This is a genomic window from Fibrobacter sp. (assembly GCF_045131395.1).
GTDB lineage: Bacteria > Fibrobacterota > Fibrobacteria > Fibrobacterales > Fibrobacteraceae > Fibrobacter.
Genome location: NZ_JBGUQY010000004.1, coordinates 155,892 through 182,548 on the forward strand (window position 1 = coordinate 155,892; position 26,657 = coordinate 182,548).

A 26,657-nucleotide genomic window follows, 5' to 3' on the forward strand; every position below is an offset into this window, starting at 1 on the left:
ACTAGAAGAAACTTCCCTTGATGCCGACGGCGATGGTCCACTGCTGGCCAAAATCAGACCAGTCCGGAGCGTCCCACTCGCGCATGGGCGATTCGTCGTATTCGTCCTTGGGGTCGGCGGCGTTGCTCTTGTCGTGGAGCGGCAAGGAGACCGCAAGGAACACCGGGAAGTCCGCATCGGAAAATTCAATGCCGTAAGCAAAAGCCACGGACCATGCCTGATGATCGGGGTCCGGGCGGGGATCGTAGGTCCCGACCTTTTCGGAATTGATCCAGGCCACGCCCAGGGGCACCGAGAAGTTCACGCCAAAACTCTGCACGATTCCCGGACGGCCACGGTAACCGTAAGCAATGGAGCCGCCCACAGAAGGCGGAGTGTAGGCGCCCAAGTCGTTTTCGCCATACGGCTTGAAGCGGTACTCGAAGCGGTCGCCCTCATGATTCAGGTCTTTCCAGTAAGAATCGTTGAATTCGTTTTCGCCCGAAATCAGGTGCATGGCAAAGGGATGAGTGTAGCTAAGGCCGTAAAGCCAAATACCCTTGTCGGTATCGCGGCTGTAATCCCAACCCAGGGTAAGAGAATACAGGCCCGAGCCCTTCTGGAAACTGCTGGGCAAGAGTTCCTTGCCGGAATCGGAACCGCGCTTGATATCATACTGACCGGTCGGAATGGTAAGGCTTGCAGAAAGGGATGCAGCTCCCCCGCTACCGATGGTCTTGCTGAAATCAAAGGACACGTCACCCACGCCGCCCGTCGTGCGGTCTGCAGGAGACTGGTTGCTACGGTACTGCACTTCGCCACTATGGCTCATCCACGGAATGGACACGCCGAGCTTGGTAGACCATGTGGGCTTGATGGACAGATGGGGCGTAAACGTGACGCCCGAGAAGTTCTGACCGACGGTATACTTGGTAAAAGCCTCGACTTCAAGGTAGCCACCAGAAACGCCCTGGCCAATCCACTTGATGCCATCGCCGGAACCGCCACCGGAACCACCGGCGCCACAACCACCAATAGATTCCCACGGAGTCGCAAGCTCCACAGGAGAATTAAAACCGACATAAAAAGCGCCACCTGCAACAGCAGCCAAAGCTACGCCAGACAAAATCCCGCTAAATAAATTCTTCTTCATCCATTACCTCACGGGAGTTCAAGCAAATAGCCTTTGCTGGTTCCTGTAGCCAAGAAACGTCCATCGGGCGAACGGCCACCAATCATAGGAATCGGGGCAAGTTCCTTCGCCTCGCTCACCCAGGCAAAAGCCAAGTCAGAGGGCATTCCGTAAGCAAGGGAAACTTCGCGCATGACCGTACGGCCGGCGCTACCGTCCTGTATCGTAGGCGACGACAAATCGCTCCTGTTCCCGAATTCCACTTCCTTGGGAATCTCGGTCCAAATCACGAACAGTCTTGTCTTGTACTGGAACCAATGGGGTTGCACCGGTCGCGAAACCATGTCGCCCGTCATCTCGATTTCAATGGGTTTCGAGTTATCGGAAAGTTCCTGGATAAAGGACCTCCAGCCCGACGAAGGATCAATGGCGTTGTAGACCACGAAATGTCCGTCCGGGGAAATCAGCGGGCTATCCACCATCCAGCCATCTATGCCAGAGGGCTTTTTGAGAGTCTTGGCCTTCTTGAGGCCACCGTTGGCAAAATCAGCAAATACAATCTGGTTCTTCTGGTTCACGTAAACCAGACGAACCTGTTTTGTACCGAAGAAGCCTTCCACCTTGGAATCGTCTGCCGAGGAATCGCGAACGGCTTCGGGATCTACCCACAAGTGCGGAGTCGCCAATTCGCCGATACCCTTGTCGTAGAAGAAGAACTTCTTCTTGTCGGCCATGCGGACGGCAAACAGACCGTAATCCAGATCTTCGCAAGCCTTTCGGCCCTTGATGTCGTAGGCACGGAGAGCAACGACGTAATTCGGATGGGTACTCCATTCCGGATCCTGGAACTGGCAATCCCCTGCAGCCGTATCGCGCATCAGGTACCAAAGCACCTTTCCCGCCGTATCGGACACCGTAAGACGGTCATGCTGTTCCACCATCGAAGTCGTATACACGGAATCGGGGGCATCAACATTCAGCGTGCCGCCAAAGTTCAGCCACAGCATGGATGCCGGATAATTTTCCATATCCTGGGAAACGGAGGGATTGCAAATCTGCATTCCACCATTCACGTCGAACAAGGTTCCGATTTCGGAATCCGTCGATTTCCCGCCAGAGAATTTTGTATCGGTATACTGTTCCGGCTCGTAAACGCAAGCCGAAAGAGCTAACAACATAGACAACGAGGCAAATTTTAAATAACCCATTGTCCGAAATATACTAAAACTTGGTGCGCCTTACGTGGTAGAAATAGATTCCCATAATCACAGAAATCGTAAGAATCCAGCTTATGGGGTACACAACCATGAGCGAGGCGAAGGATTTGTACTTGGGAAACACGAAAATCACCCAGAGAATGCGAATACCGCAGACCCCCGCCATGCAGGTAAGCGCCGGAGCCAAGGACTTGCCCATCCCCGAAAGGGCCCCCGAAAATACGTCCAGGAACACGTTAATGGCCAAGAGGCCCACCACCACTTGCATGCGAATCGTACCGATTTCGATGATTTCGGTATTAGAGGTAAACACAGAAAGCATGGGGCGGGCAAAAATGCAGCAAAGCGCACTCAGCACGACTGTAGACGAACAGCCCAGCAGGAGTGACCAACGGACCGAGCGGCGGCAACGATCCATATTCTTGGCCCCGAAATTCTGGCCCACAAAAGTAATGCAGGCCTGCGAAAAGGCGCTGAGCCAGTAGTACACCACGAATTCGTAATTGAGGGCAATGGCCGAGGCCGCCACCGTGGCAGAACCCAGGCTATTGATAGCCGACTGCAGGCACACATTGCTAAACGAGAATACGACGCCGCGAAGCCCGGTGGGAATCCCCACCCGCAGAATGCGACTCAAGAAGAAAGGCGTAATGCGCAGCTTCCAAAATTCCAGCTTGAAGGGGCCCACCTCGTGCAACAGCAGGTAGAACAAAGTAATGCCGCTGATGACGTTTGCAAACACCGTGGCAATAGCCACGCCCGACACGCCCATGCCAAAGCCCGCCACCAGAATCAGGTTCAGTACCACATTCACCGCGCCCGCTACCATGAGCACGTAAAGCGGGCGCTTGGTATCGCCCTTGCTACGCAGGACTGCGGCCACAAAGTTGTAGACCATCACGAAGGGCATGCCCGCGAAATAGATTTGCAGGTAACGCACCGCCATGTCCAACACATCTGCCGGCGTTGAAATCAATTCAAGAATCGGCCGCGCAAAAAAGATGCCCACGAATGAAAGGAAGATGCCGCTAAAGAAGGCAACCATCACCGAGGTGTGCACGCTGCGGGTCACGGAGCGGTAGCTGCGCTCGCCAATGGAATTGGCCACCACCACATTCGCACCCACCGAAAGGCCCACGAACAGGTTGATCAGCAAGTTGATAACGAAAGTGTTCGCGCCCACGGCCGCCAAGGCCTTGTCGCCAGCGAACTGCCCCACCACGGCCACGTCTGCCATGTTGAACATCTGCTGGAAAATGCTACTCAAGGCAATAGGAATGGCAAACCTCAGGATTTTTCTCCCGAGGGGTCCATTCAGCATATCGATATTCGACTTTGACGATAGCCCTGCCATAAGTTCCTTGATAGCACCTTAAAAACGGGCGTAAATTTAGATTTTCATGGGTCTGCCTACAAGGGCATTTTTCTACCTTTACATCGCAAAAATAAAGTGGCCCGCCAAACCGGGCCAACATAAAACGGAGATTATCATGGGTTTTAAATGCGGTATCGTCGGACTCCCCAACGTGGGCAAGTCCACCATCTTTAACGCCATCACCAACGCCGGCGCAGAAGCTGCCAACTATCCGTTCTGCACCATCGAACCGAACGTGGGCATGGTGAGCGTGCCGGACAGCCGCCTCGACGAACTGGTCAAGGTCTACAATCCGAAATCCATCGTTCCCGCCGTTACAGAATTCGTGGACATTGCAGGTCTTGTAAAGGGTGCCGCCCAGGGCGAAGGCCTCGGCAACCAGTTCCTGACCCACATCCGTGAATGCGAAGCCATCATGGAAGTCATCCGCTGCTTCGACGACGAAAACATCGTGCACGTGCACGGTTCCGTGGACCCAGTCCGCGACGTGGATATCATCGAAACCGAACTTATTTTGAAGGACCTGGACTCTGTCGAAAAGCGCATCGCTACCGAAACCAAGGGTGCCCGCACCGGTAACGCCGAAGCCAAGGCCCGCCTCGCCGCTTGCGAAAAGCTCCGCGACGCCTTCCAGGAAGGCAAGGCTGCCCGCACCGTGATGCACGACAGCGAAGAAATGGAAGGCATTGTCAAGGACCTCGCCCTCCTTACCGCCAAGCCGCTCTTCTACTGCGCAAACGTGAAGGAAGACGACATCCTCACCGGTAACGCCTACGTGGACCAGCTGAAAGAATACGCCGCCAAGAATGGTCACGAAGTCATTATGATCAGCGGCAAGATCGAAGAAGAACTCTCTGCCATGGAACCCGCCGACAAGGCCGAATTCCTGAAGGAACTCGGCATGAAGGAATCGGGACTTGATTCCGTGGTGCGCAAGGGTTACGAAATTCTCGGTCTGCGCACCTTCTTCACCGCTGGCGAAAAGGAATGCCGCGCTTGGACGTTCCACGCCGGCTACAAGGCCCCGCAGTGCGCAGGCGTGATTCACACCGACTTCGAACGCGGCTTCATCCGCGCCGAAACCTTGAGCTACGAAGACTTCCTGAAGCATGGCAGCTGGAACGCCGCCAAGGAAGCCGGTCTCGTCCGCACCGAAGGCAAGGAATATGTGGTACAAGATGGCGACATCATGTACTTCTTGTTCAACGTGTAATGCTTTCGGCTAAGCTGAAATAGACAAGCTTTATAGAAAATTGAAAGGGAACGCAGTGCGTTCCCTTTTTTGACAAAAAAAAGATCCCGGATTGGATCCGGGACTTCATTGAAATGGTTACTGCTTTTTCTTGGCGGCGCGCTTGGCCTTGATTTCATCGATGATAGGCCGAATGATGCTAGCCAGGTTCATCGCGGTGCCGATCAGAATCATGAACGAAGCCGCATGGATTCCGGGGCCGGGCTCAACTTGCAACAGGGGCACCCCCATTGCAGAATTGATTTGCGCCAGCCTCGAAAGGAAGAACCACATGGACACCATGGTCAGCATGCCCATGGTTATGGAGCCCAGCGGAGTCAGCCAAGCGAACAGGCCCGCAAGTACCGCACCGACCACAATGGCGTAGAGGAAGGGCAAGGGTTCCATCTTGGGGAAATGGGGCATGGTCTGCCGGAACTTCTCCATGGCGGTGGGGTTCCCGGTTTCCATCTTCTTCAAAATGCCCAAGGCAGGTTCCTTCAGTTCCTGTTCCAGGTCAAGGCCCATGGCGAGCTCATAGAGGTTAGGCTCTGCCACCACATCCTTTTCGGCACAAGAAACATTAGCCATAGGCAGGAGCAAAGCAACGATAACCAGCAAATAGGGTATAGCGGTCAGCCTTTTAAAAAGGCGCATAGGACGTTCATTCATTATTTCTGTTGACCTTCAAAGAGGTTTCTCGGGAATGCGCAACGGAAGCCGAGCCAATCCGACCAGTAGCGCGGATCTTCGTCGTCACTTTCCGTCAGGTTCAAGAGAGATTCCTTGTCTTTCCAGGAACCGCCCTTATAAATTCTAGCGGTGCCCATCATGGCGCCCGTCGGGTTGGAGCTTTCGACCCAGACAGAGAACATGAAGTACTTGTCCTTGGTCCATTCAGCCACGTTACCCGACATGTCGAAGATGCCCCAGGCATTGGACTTCTTGGTGCTTACCGGCTGCGGGCCATATTCGGGGCTCTTCTTGCCGCGGCTATAGGAGTTGGCCTTGTAAATGGCGTACACACCCGGGTTCGGGTCTTCGTCGAGGTTCCAGAGAGCACCTTCGTTGTTGTCGGCACGGCCGGCAAATTCCCACTGGGCTTCGGTGGGCAGGTCGCCACCAATAGCCTTACAGAAGGCCTGGGCATTTTCCCAGTTGATGTTGTGCACCGGATGACGGGGGCCCGTATAGGTGGAACGATCCTTGATGCGATTCGTAGAATCCTGCTTGGCCATGACATCCTTGAAGAACTGCTGGGTCACTTCGGTAGTATGGATGGCGAAGGGAGACATGGCGACCACCTTACCCTTATAGCGGAAGGAGCCGGAATCGATCAGGGCGACAGTACCGCGTTCGCGGTCGCGGATGACACGAGGAACCTTCATGGAAACATCCAGGGTTACGCCGCTATCGTCCACCCTGAACACCTTGGCTTTGGGTTCCTGAACCTTATGGGTGGTTTCTTCGACCGGGCGGTTCAGCCATTCCTGAACTTCGGGGTCATCGTAAATATACTGCGGGAGTTCAAAGGCGCCATGGGTCATGAGCTGGACCTTGTTCACCACCAGTTCCATCTTTTCGTAACGGTAATGGTGACGGCCTGTCAAGACGCCTTCATGGTAAATCCACACCGGCTTGTTCCTTTCGATGGACATGAACGCGCGGACAGAAGCTCCGGAAGTAAGCAGGGCATAAAGGGAATCGGCAGTATAGCCTTCGGCGTTACCGACCCAGGAGACATCATAGCGGTCACCCTGCTTGCCATACATAATGCGGACGGCACCCATCTTGCAGACAATCTTTGTCTTGGGAGCGGGAGCAACGGCGGAATCCTTTGCCACGGTTTCCTTGGCCACGGAATCCTTGGCCACGGAATCCTTGGGCGCTGCCGTTGCAGCGGAATCCGGCTTCGCCTGTTCCTGTGTTGCAACCGTATCAATCACCTCTTCGCAGCGGTTTTCGTCATAGATCGGTTCAACGGAACTGGGTACAAGGGACACGCGATGGGGAATGGCCTGCAGGCTATCGATTTTGCGACGGACGGCCACATTCACGGCGCTGGCAGAACCCATTCTGTTCATGCGCCAGTTCAGCTTGGCTTCTTCGCGCTTGCCCTCGTAGCGGTGACGGTACTTGATATAGACGCTATCGTCACCCGACACACCGAGTGCCAGTGGCTTGCGGAGTTTCGGGTAAATCTTGTCGAACTCGTTGGTATCGACCTTTTCAATCTTGGTCTGCACATCCTTGGCCAAGATGTCGAACAGGGCTTCAGTTTCTTCGAGAGTCTTGGCAGCAGCCACCGCTTCCAGGGTAACGGAAGTGGTCGCCTTGACCTTGGAGGCCGTATCTGCAACCGGCAACTCCGGTTTAAGTTCCACCATGGATCCACCGGGAACAGAAATGGCGTCCACATAGGGCAGGTGGTTTGGAGCAGAGAAAGAGAAGGCGTATACGCCCGCATTGATGGGGTACATCAGGGACGGCACGTTTTTCATGGGGACCGTCAGCGAAACAGCTTCGAGGTCCTTAATATCGGACTTGAGAGAAATGACGCCCGGACGTTCCGTTTCCTGAATCATCTGCCACTGGCCATTTTTCTTGAAATAGAGCTTGGGAACACGAGGAGAATAGAGGTATTCCTTGTCAAAATAGATATCGGCTTCGTCCTGGAAGGCCCTGGAAGTTTGGGAACCGTAGAAGCGCATAAGCATGACTTCAGCAGGTTTCAGGTAGTTGTCGGCCAGACTGAAGGCATGGAGCTTTTCAAAATTCTGGACATGAATGGGGCCAGAGAACCAAAGATATTCCTTGGGACCCTTTTTGTGACGCATGAACATGATATTCGAGCGGAGGGGAACCATCGGAGATTCCGACAAGATCATGGATTCCTTTTTGACAATCGCCATGTTGGCGACAGGCTCCATCAGAACGCCCTCTTTAAACATTGTGGGGGCAACCCTGAAATTCTTGTCGCTGTCGGCCGCCCAAATCATCATCGGCAACAGCAACAAAAGCGGAAGCATACGTGTAAAGGACATATTTTCTCCTATTTTCATATCAAATTAAAATATAAAAATATTTCAATTTTCTCACGCAACATCGCCGTTTCTAACCTTGGTTCACCCCCATTTTCAGCAAATGGCCGCCATTTTCACCGCCAACAGGGCCCAGTTCCACTTTCCAGTCAGAAAGGCGGATAATGTCCGGGTGGTGTTCGATAACGATTACCGTATCGCCGCGGGCAGAGAGCTTACGGAGCATGTTCCAAAGGATTTGGATATCTTTAAGGTGGAGACCCGTGGTGGGTTCATCCAACAGGTAGACCATTTCTTGTGCCGGCTTGCGGGCAAGTTCCGCCGCCAATTTGAGGCGCTGGGATTCGCCGCCGCTAAGCGTTGTCACAGACTGACCGAGTTTCACATACGGGAGGCCCACATCCCGCAGGCATTCCAGTTTCGGCAAAATTTTCGGCTGGTCCTTGAAGAATTCGCAGGCTTCGGCCACGCGCATGTCCAGCACATCGGCGATATTCTTGCCCTTGAAGGTAACGGTGAGGGTTTCTTGATTGTAGCGCTTGCCGCCACAGACATCGCAGACTTCCCACACGTCCGAAAGGAAGTGCATTTCCACCGAGACGGCGCCGCGGCCTTCGCAGGCCTCGCAGCGGCCGCGAGCCAAGTTGTAGCTGAAGCGGCCATAATCAAAGCCCTTCAACTTGGCTTGCGGCAGTTTGGCGAAGAGCTTGCGGATATCGTCAAACACGCCTGTAAAGCTTGCAGGCGTGCTGCGAGGCGTGCCCGAAATGGGGCTTTGATCCACAAGCAAGACTTCACCGTTCTGCTTTTTGCGCCCGCGGGCCTGGAATTTCTTTTTCAGGCGCGGGTAGATTTCATCCATGACCATGGAGCTCTTGCCGGAACCCGACACACCGCAAACCACGCTGATGGCACCCTTCGGGAATTTTACAGACAAATTCTTAAGATTGTTGTGATTCAACTTTTCGAATTCGTAGAATTCCGTAGAATCGGTAATGGGCTTTGCGGCAATTTCGTTGGCCATGGGGATGGTATGCGTCAAGTACTTGACCGTTTCACTGCGGGGGAACTGCTGCAAGGCATAGGGTTTAGAAAGCTGTTCCGGAGAACCTTCGGCAACCACTTCGCCGCCGAACTCGCCCGCTGCCGGGCCCATATCGATAATATGGTCCGCGGCCTGCATCATCTTCATGTCATGTTCCACCACCACAAGGGTATTGCCGAGGTCGCGCAAGCGGTAAAGAGTATCCAGGAGCATCGCGGTATCGCTTTCATGCAAGCCCACGGTGGGTTCATCGAGCACGTAGAGCACCCCTTCAAGGCCGCTACCGATTTGGCTAGCCAAGCGAATGCGCTGGGATTCACCGCCAGACAGCGTGTCGCCTGCACGGTCAAGGCCAATGTAGCCGAGACCCACGCTCTTGAGGAAGTTCAAGCGGCCAACAATTTCGCGGAGCAGAGGTTCCGCCACCGTCATCTTGCCATCAGGATTCTTGTCGTTCTTGAAGTTGTCGCGTTTGAAGTTTTCATTGCTGAACCATTCCAGAGCCTCTGAAATGCTCATGTGGTTCACATCCATGATATTCTTGTCGCCAATTTTAACGGCAAGATATTCCGGTTTCAAGCGTTCGCCATGGCAATCCGGACAGACTTCGCCATCCTTAAAGTGTCCGAGGCCAAGGCAGGTTTCGCAAGCGCCCCAGTGGGTGTTAAAGCTGAAGTGTTTCGGGTTCAAAGCCGAATCCATGTACCAGCCGCAATCAGGGCAGCCCGGCTTTTCGGAGCAAGCGAGGCGCTCGCCCGCTTCGTTTTCCACATACAGGATTCCGTTACCGTCGCGGTAGCCGCGTTCAAAGGCTTCTACCAAGCGGGCGCGGGATTCTTCTTTCACCGTTACCGTATCGACCACGGCAAAAAGTTGCTTTTCGCGGGTCGGGATTTTCGGCAGCGGGAGTTCCACCAGCTTGTTACCGAGGTAAACCTTGCGGTAGCCCTTCTCGGTGAGAATCTTGGAAAGCTTTAGAACATCCTTGATTTCGAACGGGGCAAGTACCGTGACTTTCTTATTGAGGTCGCGGTCAAAGGCATGCTGCATCAGGTCGCCCGCGCTGTACGAAGCCACGGGCTTTCCGCATTTCAAACAATGCGGGGTGCCGACCCTCGCCCAGAAAATGCGGAAGTAGTCATAAATTTCGGTGAGGGTCGCCACCGTACTGCGCGGGCTCTTGCTCGCACTCTTCTGGTCGATGGCGATTGCCGGTGCAAGGCCCGAAATGGAATCGATGCTTCCGTGGTCGGGGCGTCCGAGGAATCGGCGGGCATACGTACTTAAGGTTTCCACAAAGCGACGCTGGCCTTCGCTGAACAGCGTATGGAAAGCGAGGCTGGATTTTCCAGAGCCCGAAACGCCCGTGACCACCGTGAGCTTGTGGCGCGGAATCGTCACATCGATGTTCTTCAAGTTATGCTTGCGGGCGCCATGCACCTCGATGTCAAGTGACAAGTCTTCGCCACCCTTGAGCGTGCGATCAAAGTGACTGTTTTCGCCATGCTTTTTCGCCAGCACCGGTGCCAAGTAGCGGCCCGTTTCCGACTTCTTGCATTTGGCAATCTGCTCCGGCGTTCCCGTGGCAATAATTTTACCGCCGTGAACACCCGCATCCGGGCCCAAATCGATAATCCAGTCGGCGCACTTGATGACGTCCAGATTGTGTTCGATAATCACGATGCTGTTGCCGAGACTGCGCAAGCGATTCAAGCAGTCCATGAGTTTGCGGATATCTTCAAAATGCAGACCCGTCGTCGGCTCATCCAACAAGTAGAGCGTTTTACCCGTACCCGGGCGGCGGAGTTCCGACGCAATCTTGATACGTTGCGCTTCACCGCCGCTGAGCGTTGTCGAGGGCTGTCCCAGAGTCAAATAGCCGAGACCCACTTCTACCAACAAGTTCAGTGGTTGAGCCACCTTCGGAATATCCTTGAAGAATTCCGCCGCATCGGCAATACTCATGTCCAGAATTTCAGAAACATTCTTGCCTTTGTAATACACTTCGCGAGTGGCATCGTTAAAACGTTTGCCGCCGCACACATCGCAAGTCACCTGCACGCTGGGCAAAATGTGCATATCCACGATTTTCACGCCTGCACCTTCGCAGGCATCGCAGCGGCCGCCCTTCACGTTAAAGCTGAAACGGCTCTTGCTGTAACCGCGAATCTTGCTTTCTTCCATGCTGGCAAAAAGGTCGCGGATATCATCCCAAATCTTGGTGTATGTCGCCGGATTGCTTCGCGGCGTTCGGCCAATAGGCGTCTGGTCGATTTCAATCACCTTGTCAATATTCTCAAGGCCTTCCAGGTGATCGAACTTGCCCACCGGTTCTTCGGCGTTGTAGAATACACGAGCCAATTCGCGGCGGAGAATCTGGTTGATGAGGGTACTCTTGCCGGAGCCTGAAACGCCCGTCACCACCGTCAACGCACCACCTAGCGGGATTTCCACATCGATGTTCTTCAGGTTGTTTTCGGCAGCACCGCAAATCTTGAGTTTGGGCGTATTCTTATCTATCTTCTTGCGGGTCGCAGGAATTTCAATGGCCTTGCGACCGCTCAAGTACGCACCCGTCAGCGAAGCCTTGTTCTTTTCCAGTTCCTCGACAGTACCCGCCGCAATCACGCGGCCGCCTTCCACGCCGGCACCCGGCCCCACGTCAATCACGCAGTCCGCATGGCGCATGGTGTCTTCGTCGTGTTCCACGATAATCAGGCTGTTACCCTGCGCACGCAAATGCTCCAGCATTCCGAGCAATTTATCGTTATCGCGGGGGTGGAGCCCGATGCTCGGCTCGTCAAGCACATACAACACGCCCTGCAGCCCAGCGCCCACGGCACTCGCAAGCCTTATACGCTGAGCCTCACCGCCAGACAGCGTAGAAGCCTTGCGGTTGATATTCAGGTAGCCAAGCCCCACCGCATTCAGGAACGAAAGTCGCCCGCGGATTTCCTTCAAAATCTCTTTGCCGATTCGCTTTTCTTTTTCAGACAAATCCAGCTTATTGAAAAAGTCCACCGATTTTTCCACCGACCATTCCGTCATCTCGGTCAGATTCACGCCATGGAAGGTCACCGCATTCGCCGTGCGGTTGATACGCGTGCCATGACATTCGGGGCAAACGCCAATCTGCATGTACTTGCGGAAGTGGTAAATGTGCCACATATCCCACAATTCCTGCATAATCGGGATAATGCCGCGTTCCGATTCGCTGGGCGTACCGTACAGAACGGCGTCCTGTTGCGCCTTCTTGAGCTTGTTCCACGGCGTATCCAGCGAGAAATGCATTTCGTTGGCGATATTGCGCAGGTTGCGGCGGCCAAAGTCACTAAAAATCAGCGTTCCGTCATCCTTCTTGATGGTGGCAATACAGCCGTCCTTAATGGACTTCGTCTTGTCCGGGATAATCAAGTCCAAATCGAACTTGTAGCTTTCACCCATACCCTTACAGGCGGGGCAACGGCCCTTCGGGTCGTTAAAGCTGAAGAATCGCGGTTCCAGTTCCGGGATAGAAATGCCGCACTTGGGGCAAGCCAAGAGCGTACCCTGCAGGCGATATTCTTCCTTCGCCGGCGCACTTGCCGCAGAATCGCCCGCATTCGGCGTCGCCAGCAAAAAACTCACCAGCTTCCCATCAGTCAGCTTCAGCGCCCCTTCCAGCGCTTCGCGCAGGCGGCTCATGTTCTTGCGTTCCAGCGTCAAGCGGTCAATCACCGCTTCAATGGTATGCTTCTCGTAGCGCACGAGAGCAGGGACATCTTCCAGGCGATAAATCGTGCCGTCCACGCGGGCACGCACGAATCCGTTTTCCTTGAGTTCGGCTAGTTCCTTACGGTATTCACCCTTGCGTTCCTGCACAATGGGTGCCATCACCGTAATCTGCTTGCCTTCGTCGCTCACATACAAATTATCGACAATCTGGTCCACTGTCTGTGCCTGAATCACGCGGCCACAATCGGGGCAGTGCGGCACGCCGAGCCGTGCAAAAAGCAAGCGGTAATGATCCAAAATTTCCACCACCGTACCCACCGTAGAGCGGGGGTTACGGTTCACCGTCTTTTGGTCGATCGAAATCGTCGGCGAAATACCGCGTACGCTTTCCACTTCTGGGTGTTTCATGCGGCCAATGAACTGGCGGGCATAAGCCGAAAGCGATTCCACAAAGCGGCGCTGGCCTTCCTGGAACACCGTATCAAAAGCCAAACTCGACTTGCCCGAACCCGACACACCGGTCACCACCACGATAGAATCGCGGGGAATGGAAAGGTTCACATGGCGTAAGTTATGCTCGTGGGCGTCGCGTATTTCGATAGACTTTGTCATGCGCCCGAATATAGAAAAAGACGGCCAAGCCGTCTAATAATTAGTGAACATTTGTATAGAAATCAACTATTCCGAATCTTTTAAACAACGGACGGAGAGTGCCATCTCTTTAGAGTAAGAATAAGTCGTCATGCCGTAGCCATCAATTTTCATTGCGCCGGCTTCATTAGAGATAGACTCACCAACAACCGGCTTATCGACATTCACATATTGGACCATAGTCCAAAAATACGCAAAGCTACCCACGTCGGCAGGCTTTTCATAGCGGTCCCAAGAACCTGCAGGGCGTGCAGTAAATCCGTAGTCGTCCGTACCTTCGACTTTCCGCTCTTCCCATCCAGACGTAGCCATCAATTTTTTCGCCTCATTTTTTCCACCCGCCATTTCAATCAAAGCTTTAAAATCATTCGAAGTGGGCAAGTGCCATCCCTTGGGGCAGATGCCGCGCACAGGTACTGTTGCCTTGCACAGCAGGTTGTAACCGCACCCCTTGGTAGCTTCGGAATACAATCCCGCACTGTCCATGGCGGCGCTCCAGCGGTACCGACGACCATATACAATGCAGTCTTCAGGATCATCTTCGCGACAAAAAGACTTCGCCGAGCCCTCATTGTACTCAAGGTTCAAATTCTTTGCCATCCACACCTGGGTCTCATCACCTTCTTCCGTCGTGACGACAACAGAGGTGGTCCTATAGGTCTTGCCATCGCGGAAATCCATCAGCATATTCTTTTCCGCATAGTAATAACTGCTATCCGCATAAACAAATTCGGAACTGGAAGATTCTGGCTCGGCATACTCTTCGGCCTCCGATGACGACGAATAGGCTTCTGCGGACTCAGAGGATTCCACACCTTCTTTTTCGTCGCCAGGAATGCCCTTGGATTCACCCTCATTTTCAGAGGAATTTCCTTTTCCGTCAATTTCCTCCAAATTTTCAGGATTACTGTTGGATCCACTATCGCCACAAGCAGACAGATTAAACAAAAAAGCCATAGAAACGGCTAACACACTGAAACTAAATTTATTGAACATCACGTTCTCCTTTTGGGTATCAATAAACCAAATCTTCTATACAGCGGACTGAAAAGCCCATGTTTTTGTAATGGTAAGAATCATCGATCCTATCTGCATAATACATAGACACATACGAACCATAGGTATCGCCAGAATTTTTCCAGAAATAGGCATTCTTGCCTAATTCATCGTACACTCCTTCACGAGTTCTCCACCCAGCGGGAAGAGCCGAGAAGCCTAAAGAATCCGTCCCGTTACCATCTTTATCGTACAAGCCACTAAACCACCCAACCGTTGATTTCAGGTTTCTGCCTGCGTTTTGGGATCCACCGCTATAAGTAATTAGCACCGACCATTCAGCCGGATAAGGCAAACGCCAACCCTCGGGGCACGCAACCGTTGCAGCGTCCCACGTATAAAGGCGTCCAGTCACTTCGCAATGCTGTTCTGAATTTCCGTAGCACCAATTTTCGCCTTCAACTTCTTCGCCGTTATAGTTCAAGTTTTGGGCCATCCACCAGCGATTTGCAATTTTTACGATGTGGTATTTTTGCCCGTCCCGATCGTCCACCATACTTTCGTAAACGATATCGGGATTTAAATATTCTTCAATCGGAAGACTCCAATCCCATACGTTAATGATTATACCGCTAGAAGATTCCGGGTCGGAAATTGACACGACAGAAGAGGAACTTTCCTCGCTACTGGAAGATTCCGGCGAAACGATTACGAAGGGGTTTCGGAAACTACTGGAAGAGTAGTCTACTATAATAAAAGGACCTTGGGCAGAAGAAGACATCCTTTCGAACCTGGAACCGGAAGACTTCGGCTTTCGAAAGTACAAAACGCCATTTTCCGCTTCGGGAATGTCATCATCTTCAGAAATGACGATGGGAGTCACGGTAATGTCATCCGACTCGGAATCACTGCTTTGAGTTTCCGCGGTATTCACGTTATTCAAGATACTGCTCTCACCGGAGCACGCTGAAAGCAACAACGCGCACAAAATTGACAGCAAGAATACTCTAAAAGTTTTCCGCAAAATGTTTCCTCCTTCCCAAGAACAAGTCTATTTGCGACGCATCCAGAAAGCGAGGAACGCAACCACCGAAAGAATACACACGGCAATAATCAGCCAGAAGGCCATGGGCGAACCCACCGTAGCATCACCGTTCATGCCGAAGGGCAATTTCACGTTCATGCCGAACAAACTAGCGAAGAACGTCGGGAGAGAAATAGAAATCGTCACGATGGTCAAGTTTTTCATCAGCGTGTTCACGTTGTTGCTGATGACACTTGCGCGGGCATCCATCATGGACGTCAAAATGTTGGCGTAGATTTCAGCTTGCTGCAAGCTCTGGCGGTTTTCAATAACAATATCGTCTAGCAGTTCCCGTTCGCCCTCGGTCCAGTTAAGACTGCGACCGATCTGCAATTTCTTGAGGAGCGTATCGTTACTGTTCAGGGCGCTCACGTAGTAAATCAAGCCCTTGTTCAAGCTGAACATGGAAAGCAGGTACTTGTTTTCCATGGCGGTACGCAGTTTCTGTTCCAACTCATCGTTAATGCGGTTGATAATCTTCAAGTGTTCATTAAAGTGGAAGATGGCGTAGCTCAACACGCGAAGCACAAAGGTGTTCAGACTGTCAATTTTCGAAAAGCGCTTTTCGTCCATCACCGGGATGTCGGAGTCAGTCAGGAGCAACACCCAGTCCTTAAAAATGAAGATACCGAAAGATTCTACGCGGAACTGGAAATTGTCGCTAGCCGAATAGTTCTTCGGCTTCTTAAACACGATGGTGGTAAAATCGTCGTCGTACTCGATACGGGAAAGTTCGTCGGAGTCGAATGCAGAGGCTATGGTATGTTCGGTGATTTCATATTCCTTCACGAGCACACTACGTTGCTCTTGGCTCAAGGAACCCATCATCACGATGTCGGCTGCGTCTTCGTTCGGAGCGCTGGCGAGGCGCCCTGATTCGATTCTGTAATACTTCTTGAGCATAGGAGCCCCCTTTATCGAACGGGGTCTAATATAGAAAAATTTGCATACGAGTCCGTTAATTTTATATATCTTTATAGTGTAAAAAAAGAGGTTTTTTTTGAGCCAGTTGAAATTGAATGGGAAGTCCGAAACTCTCTGTATTTTCGGTCATCCAGTTGGTCATAGTAAATCGCCCCTAATGCACAATGCACTTTTTGAGGCATTGGGGATTAATGCGGCATATCTGCCCTACGCTCCGGAGCCCGAAAACCTGGCCGATGCCATCAAGGGTTTCAGGGCCATGAAGTTCCGCGGGGCAAATGTCACCATTCCGTACAAGACTCCCGTCATGGAATTGGTAGACGAACTTTCGGACATTTCGAAATTCACCGGTAGCGTAAACACCCTGTACTGGAAAGACGGCCAGGTGGGCGGAACCCTTTGCGGGACCACGACCGACCCCTACGGATGCATTCGCAACCTGCAAGAGGCCGGAGTCGAACCTTCTAACAAGAAAGTCGCCCTGCTAGGAAATGGCGGGGCCGCCAAGGCAATCGCCTACACCCTGGTAGAAATGCAGAACAGGCTCACCATCGTTTGCCGCACCAAAGAAAAGGGTCAAGCCCTGGCTGACAGCCTGAACCAGTTCTTCGCAGGCAAGGCGCCGCAAGTCGAAGTCGCCACATTCGACGAATTCACGGCCATTTCCAAGGACTTTGAAATCATTATCAACGCCACCTCCGTAGGCATGACTCCCAACGTGGACCAGTCGCCGCTGGGCGAAGAAGCTCTCCACCAGGGGCAGGCCGTGTGCGACATTGTCTATACGCCCCCCATGACCAAGCTTTTGCAAAGCGCAAAGGCCAAGGGTTGCCAGGTGGTAACCGGCGAAGGCATGCTGGTGCACCAGGGTATCGAAAGCTTTAGAAAATGGTTCCCCGAAGAAACTAAAAACAAGACGAACGACGAACTCGCACAGATTATGCGTAAAGGAATGCAGGGCTAACATGAACAAGCACATCTTTTTCACCGGATTCATGGCAAGCGGAAAATCCCGCACCGGACGCGCCCTGGCAGAACGGTTGAACCGCCCCTACGTGGACACCGACGCCGTTATCGTCGAACGCGCTGGCAAGACCATCAGCGAAATCTTTGAGCAGGACGGCGAAGCCAAGTTCCGCGAAATGGAACGGGACGTCGTTGCCGAATTTGCAAAGAAAGAAACCCCGCACATTATTTCCTTGGGCGGTGGCGCACTCACGCAGCCGGACAACCTGAAGGTCATCCGCGAAAACGGCACCATCATTCGCCTGTGGGCAAAGCCCGAAGTGCTTTCGGAACGCATTGGCCGCAAGAACACTCGCCCGCTGCTTGCCAACCTGAGCGACGAAGAACGCCTTGAAAAAATCAAGGTGATGCTCAAGGAACGCGAAAAGAATTACGCGAACGCCGACTTCAGCGTGGAAAGCTCCGACGAATTCACCGAAGACCACGTCATCGAACGCATCCTGTACATCCTGAACTTCTGGAACAGCCACGCCCTGGACGTGTGCCCCAGCAGCGGCGGACGCTATCCCATCTTTATCGGCAAGAATATCATTCCCGAAGCAGGCGTACTGCTGGAATGTTTGAAGCTCGCTCCGAGCCACGAATTCCTGGTCTGCACCGACACCAACATTGCCAAGGTACAGAGCCAGATGCTCGGCGAACTGAGAGGCCAGGCCGGACGTTGCCCGATCTTCAAGTTCCAGGCCGGAGAAAAGAACAAGACCTTGCACAACCTGAACCAGCTGTTCAGCTTTATGCTGCACCGCGGTTACACCCGCAAGAGCTGCCTTTTGCAGTTCAGCGGTGGCGTCGTAGGCGACATGGCAGGCTTCGGTGCCGCCACCTACCAGCGCGGCATTCCGTTCATCCAGTTCCCGACAACGCTCCTTAGCATGGTCGACAGTTCCGTGGGCGGAAAGGTTGCCGTGAACCACCCCGAAGGCAAGAACATGATCGGTGCCTTCTACCAGCCCAAGGCTGTAGTTTGCGACCTCGCCGTGCTCAGCACGTTGCCCGAAACGGAATACCTGGCGGGCCTCGCCGAAATCGTGAAGTACGGCGTGATTTACGACGAAGAATTCTTCCGCTACATGGAAGAAAACGTCGAGAAGATTAAGGCTCACGACCTCGACGTGCTCAAGCACCTGATTTACCGCAGCTGCGCCATTAAGGCAGAAGTCGTCGGCATCGACGAAAAGGAAGCAGGCCTGCGCGCTATTTTGAATTACGGGCATACCTTCGGGCATGCCATCGAAAACCTGACGCATTACAGCATGTTCACCCACGGCATCGCCGTTTCGCTGGGCATGCGCGTGGCCGCCCGCGCGGCAGTTCTCCTGGGCAAAATCAGCGCCGAAGAAGAAGCTCGTCAGAACAAACTTTTGGACGACCTGGGATTCCCGAAGAAATACGATATCGACGTGGAAGCCGCATGGGACGCCATGGCTGTTGACAAGAAGGCAGAAAAGGGGAAACGCGTTTACATCTTGCCCACGAAGATTGGAGCCGTGGAAAAGGTGGTAAACATCGACAAAGACATTATTGCACAAAGCTGGGGAGCTATTAAGTAATACCATAGGAGTGTGTATAAAATGAGTATTCTTGTAACAGGTGGAACTGGGGCTTTAGGCTACCACATTCTGTCAAGCCTGGTGGGCACCACCCACGACTTGTTCAGTTTTAGTGATGAGCAGCCGCAGCCTTGGCAAAAGGTCGAAGGGGTAGAATACCTGAACGGAGACCTTTTGAACTTCAAGGACGTGCAGGAAATGATCCAGCATGTGCAGCCCACCCACATTTACCACCTGGCAAGTCAGTCTTCTGTAGGCCTCAGCTACAAGAAACCCTACGAAACGTTGAACATCAACCTGTTGGGTACGCAGAACCTGCTGGAAAATGTTCGCAAGAACTGCCCCAAGGCAAAAGTGATGCTGTTGAGCTCCAGCGAAATCTACGGGCGCACCGACCACCAGCTTACCTACTTGCACAAAGAGACGGACCTTCCGAACCCGCTGACTCCTTACGCAACGTCGAAGGCCTGCATGGAACTTCTGGGCAACCAGTTCAAGAACGCCTACGGGCTCCATGTGGTATTCGTGCGCCCCTTCCATTTTACGGGTCCGCATCACAGCCGCCGTTTCGTGATTCCGTCGATTACTTACCAGCTGGTCAAAATCAAGTATTACGGAACCGAGCCCACCATCTATTCGGGCAGCCTCGACATCAGCCGCGACTTCGTGGACGTGCGCGATGTGGCCCGCGGCATGATCCAGCTCTTGAACCAGTCCGAACCGGGCGAAGTCTACAACCTATGCTGCGGCAAGTCTTACACCTTCCGCGAGCTCACCGAAATGCTGGTGGATATCGCCGGCGTCAGCGTGGACTTCCGATTCGACCCCGGCTACGAACGCAGCAACGACATTCCGCTCCTGATTGGCGACCCCACCAAGGCCATGAACATGGGTTGGAAGCCGATGATCAGTATCGAAGACTGCCTGACCGACTTGTTCAACGAAATGGTGCTCCGCCGCCGTACCGAACTTAAAATGGGTATGGGCCAGGATCTGCGTCTGTAAAAAACGGATTTCGGAATCAAGGATTAAAAACAATGTACTTCAAGATGTTAAAACATATTTCTTTCGCCATTCTCTGCATTTGCGCCTTTGCATTTGCAGGCGACGTTGTTGCACCGCAGGGGGCCGTGCGCAACGTTTCTGTGGACGACTTCATGCCCCACAAGAACAGCGCTAAGGATTTTAACGAGACTTGGAGTTACCAATTCGTTTTTGACAACGGCACCCGTGCCTTTATCAATTATTCTACGCTGAACATTCCGGGTGCAGGCAACAAGGTCACCTGCGACATGAGCTTCTGGAATTTCAAAAGCAAGACATACACTGTCGGCCGCCAATATCCGCCTGAACGCCTCCAGCCAGACAAGGCATCAGGCTCCATCGACATCAATGGCGAATACAAGATGGAACACAAGCCCGGCAAAGGTCACCGCGTCTACTTTACCGCAGACAAGGGTGGGCTATTCCTGCTTGACGTGACCTTTGAATCGGCCGTAGTCGGAAAGGTCTCGGGCAATGGCGTATGGAAAATCGGCAAGGAATCCTTTGGACAATACGTTCATATTCCCTACGGTCGCGTTTCGGGTAAGATTGCCTACAACGAAGACACCATTGCCGTCAAGGGCTACGCCTACATGGACCAAACCTGGCAAACCGTACAGGCAATCGATATTGCCGCACGTTCCATCAACTTTAGCACAAGTGCAAAATCCCCGTTGTTCGCAGGCCGCGTTTCCCTCTCCAAGGATGGAGAACCTTTCGGCTATGCGCTCTACAACGACGAAAACGGAATCAAGGTTGCACAGCCCAAGGCAATCAAGGAAGGCGACAGCGACTATAGCGGCAAGAAGTTTGCGAAGGGCGACATGACATTTGAATGGCAAGACGCCAGTATTCCGGTCCTCAAGTTCAACGTGGCAAAGACCCTGCAGAAGGCTAGCCTCCTGGACAAGGTGGACGGCTGGTTCGCCAAGAAGGCCTTCAAGATTGTCACCGGCGGCGAAGTCCTGTTCTATAGGGGCCGCAGCGAAGCAAGCCACGGAAAGAAATTGGACTGGAGCATTACCGGAGTTAAAGACTAATGACTAAGTTTCGCCCCTGCATTGACCTGCACGATGGACGTGTAAAACAGATTGTGGGCAGTTCGCTCTCCGACAGCGGTGCCGGTCTCAAGACCAATTTCGAAACGGACCGTTCCCCGGCCTGGTTCGCAGAACTCTACAAGAAAGACGGCATCACGGGCGGGCACGTGATTATGTTGGGCAAGGGCAATACCGAAGCCGCGAAGGCCGCCCTTGCCGCCTACCCTGGCGGACTGCAAGTAGGCGGCGGCATCACTGCCGAGAACGCCAAGGAATACCTGGATGCCGGCGCTAGCCATGTGATTGTGACCAGCTGGATTTTCCCGGAAGGCAAGCTGGACCGCGAACGCCTGGAACTGTTATCCAAGACCGTTGGCAAGGACCATCTGGTTCTGGATTTAAGCTGCAAGCGTGTAAGCGCCCCCGAAGAGGAACCCCGCTGGAAAATCGCCATTAACCGCTGGCAGACTTTGATTGACATCGAAGTGAACGCAGAAACGCTGGAAGACCTTTCCCGCTACTGCGACGAATTCCTGATTCACGCTGCCGATGTGGAAGGCAAGCAGCAGGGCATGGACGACGAACTCATCATGTTCCTTGCCGAACACAGCCCCATTCCTTGTACCTACGCCGGCGGCGCCAAATCGCTTGCCGACTTGAAACACTGTAAGCAAATTTCAAACGGAACGATAGACCTCACCATCGGATCGGCTTTGGACCTGTTCGGTGGAAAAGGAGTGAAGTATGCCGACTGCGTCAAATTCAACAAAGCTTAAGGCAACCGACGCATTGGACACACGCCCCGCTATTTTCGGGCGTAAGGTCACGAGCACCTTCAAGAAGATGTTCGGCTTTAAGCACCAGCCTCCTGGAAACCTGCGCACGGGCATGATTCCGCCCATCGTTTTCGGGTCGCTGATTTTAAACATTCCCAAACTTTTGAAGTTGCGCGCTTACCTGAAAAAGGAACGCAAGCAACACCCCGCCGACGACGTCCGCATTCTTTTCTATTCGGATAACCTGGACGAAACCAACGGCATCGCCAACAACTTGAGGAACGTGATTCCCTACATGCGGGCACACGGCATGAACGCCTTTTTGGCAGGCAACGCCTTCAACACCCGCCCATGCGGAGTGGTAGAAAACAGCTATTGCCTTTTGCTTCCCCGCATGTTCAGCATGGAACAGCTTGGGTATGCCAACAGCGAACTGGCCATTCCCCGCGTAGGCCCGGTTCTTCGCCTGCTCAAGCGTTACCCCATTGACCTGATTGAATTTGAAACGCCCAGTCCTGGCGCATGGCTCGTATGCTTCTGCGCAAAAGTTGCAGGCATCAAGGTCTTTAGCCATTATCGCACCGACGTCCCGACTTACACCAAGACGCTCGTGAAGGCCAAGTGGATGTTCCACTTTGTGCTTTGGCTCATGAAGATTTTCTACGGCATGACGAAGCCCGTGGTAAGCCCCTGCAAGGACTACGCCGACATCCTGACTTCTCAGCTGAAGATTCCCGCCAACCAGGTGCAAATTCTGCCCCGCGGACTCCCCCTGGAAAAGTTCTCCATGGAATTGCGTGGCAAGGGCGTCTGGGAAAAGTACAACGGTTCTACCGAAGCTGTCCAAAGCGAAGGCAACCGCAAGGTACGTTTCGCCTTTATCGGCCGCATTTCCAAGGAAAAGAATCTGGAATTCCTGAACAACGTCTGGAAAAAGTTCTCCGCCAAGCATAGCGACGTGGAACTCATGTACGTGGGTTACGGCTGGTACCTGGAAGAAATCAAGAAGTTCTTCGAAGGCAACGACAGCGTGCATTTTGCAGGCGAACAGGGCGGCGAAACTCTTGCAAGCCTCTATGCCGATTCCGACTTCTTCTTGTTCCCCAGCGTTACCGACACCTTCGGCAACGTGGTGGTCGAAGCCATGTCTACAGGCACCCCCGCAATCGTCAGCAACTATGGCGGTCCCCACGATATCGTGATGGATAGCGAAGCCGGCCGCATTCTGCCCATCGATGAAGACGCCTGGTTGAATGCGCTGGAAGAATGCCGCAAGCTGTACATGGAACAGCCCGAAGCCTACGCCAAGATGCGCCAGGTGGCCCACGAACGCAGCCTCAAGTACACCATGGAGTCTTCCACCAAGGCCCAGTTCGAATTCTTCAGGAAACTGAAGCGCGAAGCCTACGGAATGTAATGGATAACGCCATCCTCAAGCGCCTGCGCGAATGGTTCAAAAAGAACGCCGCGGAACTTCCGTGGCGTTTAGCCGACTTGGACGCTCCGCGAGACGCTTACGCCGTCTGGATCAGCGAAACCATGCTCCAGCAGACCCAGGTTTCTACCGTCCGCGACTATTTCGTGAGGTGGATGAAGCGTTTTCCGGACATTAAAGCCCTCGCCGCCGCCACCGAAGAAGAAGTCTTCAAGTACTGGCAGGGTTTGGGCTATTACAGCCGCGCAAGGAATATACTGAAAACAGCTAAGATAATTTGCCAAACAGAAATGTATGGATCCCGTCGCCAACGGCTCCAGGATGACCTCGTAGCAAGAATGCCGCAGACCCGCAAGGAGCTGGAAGCGTTGCCGGGTATCGGCGCTTACACCGCCGGCGCAATCCTGAGCCTCGCCTACCACCAGCGGGAAGCCATTCTAGACGGTAACCTGGTACGCATTTTTTCGCGGCTCTACGCCCTGGACTTCTTGCCCACCGACAAGATTAAGCGCGACGGCAAAAGCGCCTCCGAAATCTACTGGAATTACGCCCGGGAAATTGCAGACTCGCCCAAAGCCTACATGCACAACGAGGCCCTCATGGAACTGGGCCGCACCGTCTGCAAAATCAAGAATCCTGACTGCGAAAAATGCCCCCTTCAAGGGGCCTGCAAGGCTTTTGCCGAAAAATGCACCGCCAACTTTCCGCCCGCCAAGAAGCACATTCAAAAGGACTGGCACGGAACCGTTCTCGTTATCGAAAGCGCCGACCATAAGATTCTTGCGGTTCACGGCGGGCAAAAGTTTTTCAAGAACCAGTTTACGCTACCCCACTTTGAATCGCCCCGCCATGCGACTGCAGGCCTGCCCGCCCAGGCCGAAGCCTACATTGACGCAGACCTGGTCACAAGCGTTCAACACGTGGGTAACTTCAAGCACAACATCACCGTCCACAAAATGGACTGCGATGTTCTGCACATTTGCCTTAAAACAAAAGCCCCGCAGCATTCCGCTCCGGAGCTTCGATGGGTCAAGCGCAGCGAAGCCAGCGATTTCTTCGCAAACAGCTTCTGCTTAAAATCCCTCGCCCTACTTTAACTAGAAAGTCTTCTTCGCCTGGCAAATAAAGCGGACACGATCGTAGCCGCCATTTACCGTTTCAGCCACTTCATCGGCAAGCACATGCAGCAAGGTACCGGTCAAAGTGATACCGTACTTGGGGAACATCTGCGAGAAGGAAGCATCCCATACCCAGTCACCCTTGACCACCATGGGGTTAGAAGATCTCAGGTTCCACTTGGCATCGCTTCTGTAGCGCAAGGAATGGGAAACCTTGAAGGTCTTATTCAGGAGCCAGTCCCCCATAAAGCCCGAATAGAATTCGACAGGAGTCACTTCGGCCTGGTCTACGGGGCCATCAATGTGTTCAAAGCCCGTCATGGCGGTAAACTTGAACATGTCGCCATACCAGGTATTAAGCCACATTTCAGCGGTCAAGCCCTTAATCCAGTGATTAATACGGGAAACATCGCCATAGCGGAGCTTCACCCCCTTCTTTTCATCAACTTCGTAGGCTTCCACGTCAAAAGTTTCAGCACCATGTTCAGCCCAGAAACTACCGCGGCCGCCAATAGACACAAAACCGCCCAGAGTATCCACATAAGCGGCATAGGCCTGCACCAAATTCATCTGTCCATCGGCGGTCAAGTCAATTTCGTGCCCATTGTAGAATTCCTTCGTGTCGGCAAGCGGGTTCAGGCGGGAACCCGAAATATTCTTGACGCCAACCACAACGCCCATATTTTCGGGAGCAGGGGCCAAGTATTCCACGCTATCCTGAACAAGCCAATCCCTCTCATTCACGCCGAAGGTCACATCGGCAGTTAAGCGTTGCACCGGCTGTACACGCAATTCCATGAACGGCCATGCCACACGATCTTCTTCAAGTTCGGTGTAGACGGTCCCTTCGTCATCGACGGCGCGGAATGCCATACCGGCAGAAATCTGGAGTATTCCCTGCTGGCAAGCCTTACCGCACTTGTAGTAAACGGAGCCGTTCACTTCTTTACGGGAACCTTCTTCTTTTTTCGGCTTGTACTGGTATTCAATATCTTCATAAGCCAGGGTTACAGACACATTACCCACATCGGCACGGGCCTCTACACGGGGCTTGTAATGCGCCGGAATCCAGCGGGAACTTTCCGTATAGAACCACAGGTATTCTTCGCCCGCCAACACAGAGGCGTTCACCAGGGAATTCGTATAGCCCAAGCCTCCGTATACCGAACTGAACATCGGCCAGTTTTCTCCAAAATGAGAATAATTTCCTTCTACGGCGTCTCGGCGATAGGCATACGCACCACTGCAAAAATGGTCATCCTGGAAAAGTCTCGCCGTCGCCCAAAAGCCCATAAAGCTCGGAGAACGGAAGCCCCCCTCCAAAATGGGAGTCCTGTTTTCAGGCCTATGGGTCTCGGTTATAAAATCCTGATAAATCAAGTCACCTAGTTCGTTACCCGTCTTGACCCAGACAGCGGGATCCAAGGGAGTCCAGTCCGGCGTTCCCGACAGACGGTTGAACAGAATACGGTCACGCAATTTCGCAGGAGTCCAGAGTTCGCTTTCAGAATGCACGCCACCAGCGCCCATCACTCTATCGAAGGCGTATGTCGGGCCACCAATCAAAAAAGTTCCATCGGCACGGGTTTCATATTCCATACCTTCCATTTCTGCAGGAACTTGGGCAAAAGCAACAGCTCCCCATAACAAAGATATCAGGGCAAAATTCTTCATTACCAAAGCTTCCTTTCTATATACAGTCCCACATACAACATATCAGAACGCTTGGGCAAAGTCCAAATTTCTTCCCACATCATGTTAACACCGACGCGGTAATTTTCCAAATTCAAAATCATCAAGTTCAATCGGGCATACCAGCCGAATTCGGTTTCGTTGTCGGTCAAAGTTCCACCCAGTTTATTGTAAATTGAGTCTTTATTCACGCCATCATCCAAGTCGGCACGGGTCCAGTTGCAAGCAAAGCCGCCACCCAAACTAACCGGATGGATCATCGGGAAATGCCAATCAAAACCCAGCTTTCCGGACGCCTGGTGCACACCGTCATAAGGCACCGCATCCGGACGGGGTTCAAAGTAGGCGTAATGGAACATCACGACGCCATCTACATTTTCCCAGTAGGAATAGCGGAAATTGAATCCGCCATAATAGGTGTTGTAAACAGCATCGATCAAATCGCCGAACGGATAAATTTCACCGCCTTCGATTCCGATATAGGCCTTCGAGAAAGCCACATCTTCAACATTCTGCGGTTCCTGGGCAAACGCAGACAACGCCACGCCCGCCACAAGCAAAAAAATTTTCTTTAATTTCCCCATAAA

The 26,657-nt window shown here is 53.0% G+C and carries 19 protein-coding genes; 8 read left to right on the top strand and 11 right to left on the bottom strand.

The genetic code is table 11. The features are described from left to right. Position 1: 1 nt before the first annotated feature. From ACJMNB_RS02985 to ACJMNB_RS02995, 3 genes are read right to left on the bottom strand one after another with little or no spacing between them, the layout of a single operon-like run. On the bottom strand, positions 2-1,132 hold the full coding sequence (locus ACJMNB_RS02985) for a hypothetical protein (RefSeq protein ID WP_405338843.1): 1,131 nt from the start codon (positions 1,130-1,132) through the stop codon (positions 2-4). An 8-nt stretch (positions 1,133-1,140) separates the two neighbouring features. Beyond that, on the bottom strand, positions 1,141-2,319 hold the full coding sequence (locus ACJMNB_RS02990; RefSeq protein ID WP_405338845.1) for a hypothetical protein: 1,179 nt from the start codon (positions 2,317-2,319) through the stop codon (positions 1,141-1,143). Between the two features lie 13 nt (positions 2,320-2,332). After that, a complete protein-coding gene (locus ACJMNB_RS02995; RefSeq protein WP_405338847.1) occupies positions 2,333-3,682 on the bottom strand; it encodes an MATE family efflux transporter in 1,350 nt (449 codons plus the stop codon). A gap of 136 nt (positions 3,683-3,818) precedes the next feature. Between ACJMNB_RS02995 and ychF the strand changes: the two genes are divergently transcribed. Further along, positions 3,819-4,916 (top strand): redox-regulated ATPase YchF, encoded by a 1,098-nt coding sequence (gene ychF / locus ACJMNB_RS03000; RefSeq protein WP_405338849.1) that lies wholly within the window; start codon positions 3,819-3,821, stop codon positions 4,914-4,916. A gap of 117 nt (positions 4,917-5,033) precedes the next feature. On the opposite strand, the gene ACJMNB_RS03005 is transcribed toward ychF, so the two are convergent. The 6 genes from ACJMNB_RS03005 to ACJMNB_RS03030 form a co-directional block, all read right to left on the bottom strand. After that, positions 5,034-5,525, bottom strand: a complete 492-nt coding sequence (locus ACJMNB_RS03005; protein WP_405338851.1) for a hypothetical protein — start codon at positions 5,523-5,525, stop codon at positions 5,034-5,036. An 80-nt stretch (positions 5,526-5,605) separates the two neighbouring features. Beyond that, the gene (locus ACJMNB_RS03010; RefSeq protein ID WP_405338853.1) at positions 5,606-7,978 is read right to left on the bottom strand and encodes a formylglycine-generating enzyme family protein; all 2,373 of its coding nucleotides are present in this window, start codon (positions 7,976-7,978) and stop codon (positions 5,606-5,608) included. Between the two features lie 70 nt (positions 7,979-8,048). After that, positions 8,049-13,346, bottom strand: coding sequence for an excinuclease ABC subunit UvrA (uvrA, locus tag ACJMNB_RS03015; protein ID WP_405338855.1), 5,298 nt, complete (start codon positions 13,344-13,346; stop codon positions 8,049-8,051). A gap of 66 nt (positions 13,347-13,412) precedes the next feature. Next, positions 13,413-14,342: an FISUMP domain-containing protein gene (locus tag ACJMNB_RS03020; RefSeq protein WP_405338857.1), complete on the bottom strand. Its 930-nt coding sequence runs from the start codon at positions 14,340-14,342 to the stop codon at positions 13,413-13,415. A gap of 58 nt (positions 14,343-14,400) precedes the next feature. Further along, the gene (locus ACJMNB_RS03025; RefSeq protein WP_405338859.1) at positions 14,401-15,315 is read right to left on the bottom strand and encodes a fibrobacter succinogenes major paralogous domain-containing protein; all 915 of its coding nucleotides are present in this window, start codon (positions 15,313-15,315) and stop codon (positions 14,401-14,403) included. A 117-nt stretch (positions 15,316-15,432) separates the two neighbouring features. Continuing rightward, positions 15,433-16,368 (bottom strand): magnesium transporter CorA family protein, encoded by a 936-nt coding sequence (locus ACJMNB_RS03030; protein WP_405338861.1) that lies wholly within the window; start codon positions 16,366-16,368, stop codon positions 15,433-15,435. Between the two features lie 112 nt (positions 16,369-16,480). Between ACJMNB_RS03030 and aroE the strand changes: the two genes are divergently transcribed. The 7 genes from aroE to ACJMNB_RS03065 are packed head-to-tail and all read left to right on the top strand — an operon-like array spanning position 16,481 to position 24,357. Continuing rightward, positions 16,481-17,353: a shikimate dehydrogenase gene (gene aroE / locus ACJMNB_RS03035; RefSeq protein WP_405339094.1), complete on the top strand. Its 873-nt coding sequence runs from the start codon at positions 16,481-16,483 to the stop codon at positions 17,351-17,353. 1 nt (position 17,354) lies between these two features. Continuing rightward, positions 17,355-18,965 (top strand): 3-dehydroquinate synthase, encoded by a 1,611-nt coding sequence (gene aroB, locus ACJMNB_RS03040; protein WP_405338863.1) that lies wholly within the window; start codon positions 17,355-17,357, stop codon positions 18,963-18,965. Positions 18,966-18,986: 21 nt separating this feature from the next. Then, the gene (locus tag ACJMNB_RS03045) at positions 18,987-19,970 is read left to right on the top strand and encodes a GDP-mannose 4,6-dehydratase (protein WP_405338865.1); all 984 of its coding nucleotides are present in this window, start codon (positions 18,987-18,989) and stop codon (positions 19,968-19,970) included. 32 nt (positions 19,971-20,002) lie between these two features. Next, positions 20,003-21,049, top strand: a complete 1,047-nt coding sequence (locus ACJMNB_RS03050) for a hypothetical protein (RefSeq protein WP_405338867.1) — start codon at positions 20,003-20,005, stop codon at positions 21,047-21,049. Beyond that, positions 21,049-21,825, top strand: a complete 777-nt coding sequence (gene hisA, locus ACJMNB_RS03055; protein WP_405338869.1) for a phosphoribosylformimino-5-aminoimidazole carboxamide ribotide isomerase — start codon at positions 21,049-21,051, stop codon at positions 21,823-21,825. The genes ACJMNB_RS03050 and hisA overlap by 1 nt, the downstream gene beginning before the upstream one ends. Continuing rightward, positions 21,794-23,242 (top strand): glycosyltransferase, encoded by a 1,449-nt coding sequence (locus ACJMNB_RS03060; protein ID WP_405338871.1) that lies wholly within the window; start codon positions 21,794-21,796, stop codon positions 23,240-23,242. Before hisA ends, ACJMNB_RS03060 begins: the two co-directional genes overlap by 32 nt. Next, positions 23,242-24,357 carry an A/G-specific adenine glycosylase gene (locus ACJMNB_RS03065; RefSeq protein WP_405338873.1) on the top strand — a complete coding sequence of 372 codons (1,116 nt, stop codon included), beginning with the start codon at positions 23,242-23,244 and terminating at the stop codon, positions 24,355-24,357. The genes ACJMNB_RS03060 and ACJMNB_RS03065 overlap by 1 nt, the downstream gene beginning before the upstream one ends. On the opposite strand, the gene ACJMNB_RS03070 is transcribed toward ACJMNB_RS03065, so the two are convergent. Together ACJMNB_RS03070 and ACJMNB_RS03075 are read right to left on the bottom strand one after the other, a co-directional pair. Further along, complete coding sequence (locus ACJMNB_RS03070; RefSeq protein WP_405338875.1) at positions 24,358-26,052, bottom strand: hypothetical protein; 1,695 nt, start codon at positions 26,050-26,052, stop codon at positions 24,358-24,360. Then, positions 26,052-26,654, bottom strand: coding sequence for a hypothetical protein (locus ACJMNB_RS03075; protein WP_405338877.1), 603 nt, complete (start codon positions 26,652-26,654; stop codon positions 26,052-26,054). Before ACJMNB_RS03075 ends, ACJMNB_RS03070 begins: the two co-directional genes overlap by 1 nt. Between the last annotated feature and the right edge of the window lie 3 nt (positions 26,655-26,657).